Genomic DNA, 4,738 nt, shown 5'->3' with positions numbered 1-4,738 from the left:
GAGTGCGGTTGCGCAGCGTGAACGTGCAGATGGCAGGCGGTCGACTTCATCGCCGTCCTAGAACAGCTTGGCGGGTATGAGCCTGCCTGGGGTTCGCCCGTGACCGCGGAGTGCGTCTTAGGTTCGTTCAAGTAATCCAGTCGACGCGGGCTCGCATTCTGCGCCGCGCAACCGCCGGTCGCCGGCTCAAGAGAAGAGGTCACGGTGTCGAACGCCGAGGAGCAGCGCGCCCGCAAACTCGCCCGCGAGGAGCAGGGCCGTCAGGCTGACCTGCGAAAGCGAGATCAGCGGATCGACCGGGCGGCCGAGGATCTGCCCGAATTCGGGATAGACCTCAGTCGTGACGAGATCGGAGCGTGGTTGGACTTCGCGATGAAGTTGCGTGAGCTCGAAGCAAAGAAGGGGCCGGCGAACCACCATCCGCTCACGGCTCGTTTGTGGGACGAGGGGTGGGTGCTCGCCATCGCCATGCTCTACCGCATGAACCCCGACCAGGATCTGACCAAGCCACCGAAGTCTTCCCTGACCGGGCCCTCTTTCCACCGTTTCGCAAAGCAGAGGCGCGGAACGCTCTACCTCGCGTACAAGTACGCAGCCGAAGCCATGGGCGCGACGATGTCGATCGAGGGCGAACGCATAGTGCAGGAGAACCTCGACGAGGCCTTCCCCGCCCTCGATGCGTTCGTCGTCGACGAGTGGCCCGACACCCTCCGCTTCGACGACGAGGCGGTCTACCAAGTGGGCCACGATGACTACAAGCTGTTCCAAGGGATGCTCGGCGCCCTGTCCGGCTTAGGCGAGGCACTCAGATCCAAGGCGTGGCGCGACGAAGTGACCGCAATGTGCGACCAGCTGAGCGATTCTTGGCTGAAGATCCACGACGACCTGCAGGGCCTGTCTTTTCCCTGCGATGAACCCGATGAGGGCATGTTCGTCGCGGGGGTCTACCTCAACGGCCTCGATCACTGTTTCAGTCTCGAGCAGGGTCACTTCGCCTATTCGATGCAGATTCTCAACCTTTTGCGCGGCCAAGGCACCGACGTCAGTAGCCTCACCGGCAGCTTGGTGGGAGCGTTCACCTCCATGACCGGCATGCTCGACCTGTTTGTCGACGCCGACTTCACGGACGCAGAGTCGCCGGCCCATGCCTGAGACCGCGGACCTACGCCAGGATCTCGAAGCCGCCCAGGACCGGTTCGAGCAGTACCGCATATCTGTGAGCACGGCGTTCGAAGATCGACCCGCCGGCGAGCTGGCCCGGGCCCTCGAGGCCGTACTCCCGGATCTGGCGTTCCACGAAGGTCAGGCGTACGCCGCGACAGTAGCTCTCGATCGGCTGGACGCCGGCGCCGATCAGGCCGCGGTCGCGCAGACGCTGGATCTCGTACTCATCGAGCAGCAGGCCGCGCGGCGCAGCGCGGACTTCCTGGCCGGCGTCGCCACGGTGCTCGCCCGCGCGAGACGGGACGGGGCGGCCTAGCCAGGCGCGGAGGCATCAGCCGAGCCGGGCGGCCGGGCGCGCTCCCGCGGGGACACCGGACACAATGTGTGCATGGCTTCCCCGGAACAGCGCGCACAGTTCGACCTACTCGCCCCGCTACTGGCCCGCGAGGGCGTCGATGTGTGGACCGCGTCCGTCGCCGAACTCGACGCCGGGATGGAGCGCGCCAAGCAGCGCCACGCCGCTGCCGTCGCTCACGTTCGCGCTGTCCTGAACGCCCACGCGCGCAACGACACCTCGGCCGCCGGCGGACTCCTTGAGGCACTGGAGCTGTCCGCCGAGACCACTCCCCCGCCGATCCCCGATGCGCTGACCGTGGCGACCCGCTTCGCCCAACTCGCCCAAACGGTGGCGCCGCAGCTTCCCGCAGAGGTGATCGCCGCGGTCCGAGACAAGGCATCTCGCCCCGACACACCAGACGGTATGGCCCGCCTCAGTGAGGCGGTTCTGCTCGACTGCGACGCCTCCACCGGTCTGCGCACCGTGATCCGCGAGCACGGGCCGGCCGCCGCCCTCTATGCCGCCGCGGCCATGACAGCCGCGGCATTCCGCCTCTGGTCCGAGCACTCCGGGGAGACGATGGACGAGCTCATCAGCGCTCACGCCTGAACTGCGGACGCGGCGACCGCAGGGGCGTGAGGAGGCGGGACCTCGTCGTCGTTGTCGTCGTCCTTGTCGTCTCCTAATCGGCCTCGCGACCGGCGCCCAGGTAGGCCAGCGCCGCCACCACCTGGGCGCGCGTCGCCGTGAGCAGTGTCGGCTCCTCCACCGGCGCGAAGTGCGGCGAGTGGTTGGCCGGGATCTCCCGGCTCACCGCGCCGCGGGAGACCGCGTCCCGGTAGCGGGCGGGATCCACCGAGCCGACGGTCCAGTACGTGTACGGCACCCCGAACGCGTCCGGGATCAGCGAGAAGTCCTCCGACGCCGTGACCCGGCTGGCCTCGTACACCGCGCGCGGGCCGAAGTGCTCGACGAACGCCTCGGTGACCGTGTCCGTGACGCCCGGATCGTTGCGGGTGAGCGGGTACTGGTCGTAGTAGTGGAACTGCGGGTCGGCCGGGGCGCCGGCAGCCGCACACTCCGCGCGGACGATGCGCTCGATCGCCGCGATCACCTGCTCGCGCACCGCCAGGTCGTAGGTGCGGATGTTGAGCAGCAGCTCCGCCGAGTCCGGGATGATGTTGGCCTTCGCGCCCGCCGTGAGCGAGCCGACCGTCACCACCGCGAACGTCCCCGGCTCCACCTCGCGCGAGACGATGGTCTGCAGGCGCAGGACGATCGACGACGCCAGCACCACCGGGTCGACCGCCGTGTGCGGCATCGAGCCGTGCGCGCCCCGGCCGTGGATGGTGATCTTCAGCGAGTCGCCGGCCGAGAGCACCGGACCCGCGACCTTGCCGATCGTGCCGGCCGCCGTGGGCATGACGTGCTGGCTCAGCGCCACATCCGGCCGCGGGACCTGATCGAGCAGGCCGCCCCCGACCATCGCGCGGGCGCCGGCGGCCGTCTCCTCCCCCGGCTGGAACACCGCGATGTAGGTGCCTGAACACGCGTCCCGGTGTTCGGCCAGGATGCGGGTGGCGCCCAGCAGTGCCGCCGCGTGCGCATCGTGGCCACACGCGTGCATGACGCCCGGTTTCTGGGAGGCGTATTCCAGGCCGGTGTCCTCCTGGAGCGGCAGCGCGTCGATGTCCGCGCGGGCCAGGACCGTGGCACCCTCGCCGTTGCTGATCACCGCCACCACGCCCGTCCCGGCGATGCGCTGCGTCGCCAGGCCCAGCGCGGTGAGCTCCTGCTCGATCCGGTCCGCCGTCGCGTGCTCGGCCATGCTGAGCTCCGGGTGGCGGTGGAAGTGGCGGTAGAGGTCGCGCAGCCACGGGAGGTGGTCGGCGACAGCGGTTTCGAGGGCGGCGGAGCTGATGCTGAAGGGCATGGCCCCAGCTTGGCCCTCACGAGCGGAGAGGTGCACCGGTCGATTTCGACGCCGCGCTCTCGCGGTCGAGTCCTACTCGTTGCGTCTCGAAACCCCGGGATCGATGCTTACTATCCCGAGCGACTTCTTCTTCTGTGCGGAATACCCGCCGAATAGATCGGATCCCTCCGTTGACCTCTGCTGTTGCCAGCATCGCCGCCTGGACGTTCGTCGCTGAATGCCCGATTCCCGACGACATCGGGCCTTTGCTCGTTCAGGGCGAGCAGCCGATCGCCGCGTATAAAACGTTCCGCGACTCCGCGATCTTCACCACCAAGCGCCTCATCGTGCGGGATGCCCAGGGCCTCACCGGCAAGAAGGTCGAGATCTACTCCCTGCCATACAACGCGATCAATATGTGGTCGTCCGAAAACGCGGGGAGGATGCTCGACTCCAACTCCGAACTCGAACTGTGGACACGGGCCGGCCACATCAAGATCAACCTGAACCGGGGCGTCGACATTCGGAAGCTCGACCATCTGATCGCGCATGTCGTCCTCAACGGTTGACGGCGATCGGCCTCGCTCAACGGGGCCGGACGTGGTCGACGAATGGGAAACTGCGTTCAGAAAGATGGCCGAGCTAACCCGTCAGCAAAAGAACGCCCGGACGTGGCGCTCAGGTCATCGGACCTTGGTGCGCGAACTCGGGTTACATCGCCTTGAGGTCTACATGTGCCGCGGACTGGCGTGGCTGCTAACGCCAGACGGTTGGCACGGGCTGGGCTCCGAGTACCTCTCTGCCTTTCTCGAGTTGCTCGCCTTGTCGGTCGAGGGCGCAGAGCAGGCTTCCGTCACCACAGAGGAAACTCGCGGGGATACCCGCGCGGACATCATTGTGCGGACTACAGCGGCGACGGTCTTGATCGAAGCAAAGATCTCGGCTCCGGAGGGCGCAAGACAAGCAGACCGACTTGCCGAGGGGTGGAGCCCCGAGAGCCCGTCGTTCGTCTTCTTGACCTCGGACGGTGGCGTCCCGGCCACAGCCGTGGAGAGTGTCGACCAGTGGAGAACGCTGCGGTGGCAGGACCTGGGTGCAATTGGTCGGGTTCTCATGAATCGCATCGGTCCGGGGACCATCGCCCCGGGGGCTCGAGACCTTATCGAAACGCTTGAGATGAGCGGAGAGAGGCCAGCGACAGTGGACGACTCAAAGTTGGATTTCTACTTGCATCACCGCGAGCAGATTCTGGAATGGTCTGACTTACATGGTCAGGCTGGAAGATAGGACCAGTGGGTACGCCTAGTCCGGCGATCCGGTACTTC

The 4,738-nt window shown here is 66.9% G+C and carries 6 protein-coding genes; 5 read left to right on the top strand and 1 reads right to left on the bottom strand.

Translation table 11 applies throughout. From position 1 onward, the window contains the following. The first annotated feature begins 204 nt into the window (after window positions 1-204). The 3 genes from G6028_RS17305 to G6028_RS17295 all read left to right on the top strand — a co-directional run bounded on the left by G6028_RS17305 (window position 205) and on the right by G6028_RS17295 (window position 2,110). Window positions 205-1,152: a hypothetical protein gene (locus G6028_RS17305; RefSeq protein ID WP_182659602.1), complete on the top strand. Its 948-nt coding sequence runs from the start codon at window positions 205-207 to the stop codon at window positions 1,150-1,152. Beyond that, on the top strand, window positions 1,145-1,480 hold the full coding sequence (locus tag G6028_RS17300) for a hypothetical protein (RefSeq protein WP_182659601.1): 336 nt from the start codon (window positions 1,145-1,147) through the stop codon (window positions 1,478-1,480). The genes G6028_RS17305 and G6028_RS17300 overlap by 8 nt, the downstream gene beginning before the upstream one ends. 72 nt (window positions 1,481-1,552) lie before the next feature. Continuing rightward, window positions 1,553-2,110 carry a hypothetical protein gene (locus G6028_RS17295; protein ID WP_182659600.1) on the top strand — a complete coding sequence of 186 codons (558 nt, stop codon included), beginning with the start codon at window positions 1,553-1,555 and terminating at the stop codon, window positions 2,108-2,110. A 73-nt stretch (window positions 2,111-2,183) separates the two neighbouring features. On the opposite strand, the gene G6028_RS17290 is transcribed toward G6028_RS17295, so the two are convergent. After that, window positions 2,184-3,434: an amidohydrolase gene (locus tag G6028_RS17290; RefSeq protein WP_182659599.1), complete on the bottom strand. Its 1,251-nt coding sequence runs from the start codon at window positions 3,432-3,434 to the stop codon at window positions 2,184-2,186. 170 nt (window positions 3,435-3,604) lie between these two features. On the opposite strand from G6028_RS17290, the gene G6028_RS17285 reads away from it, so the two are divergent. Both G6028_RS17285 and G6028_RS17280 read left to right on the top strand, forming a co-directional pair. Then, window positions 3,605-3,982: a PH domain-containing protein gene (locus G6028_RS17285; protein ID WP_182659598.1), complete on the top strand. Its 378-nt coding sequence runs from the start codon at window positions 3,605-3,607 to the stop codon at window positions 3,980-3,982. 31 nt (window positions 3,983-4,013) lie between these two features. Beyond that, the gene (locus G6028_RS17280; RefSeq protein WP_182659597.1) at window positions 4,014-4,700 is read left to right on the top strand and encodes a PD-(D/E)XK nuclease family protein; all 687 of its coding nucleotides are present in this window, start codon (window positions 4,014-4,016) and stop codon (window positions 4,698-4,700) included. Window positions 4,701-4,738 lie beyond the last annotated feature (38 nt).

The organism is Dietzia cercidiphylli, from assembly GCF_014145145.1.
Taxonomy (GTDB): Bacteria; Actinomycetota; Actinomycetes; order Mycobacteriales; family Mycobacteriaceae; genus Dietzia; species Dietzia natronolimnaea.
Note: the sequence above shows the minus strand (reverse complement) of the source record. Positions and strands in the feature narration are given on the sequence as shown.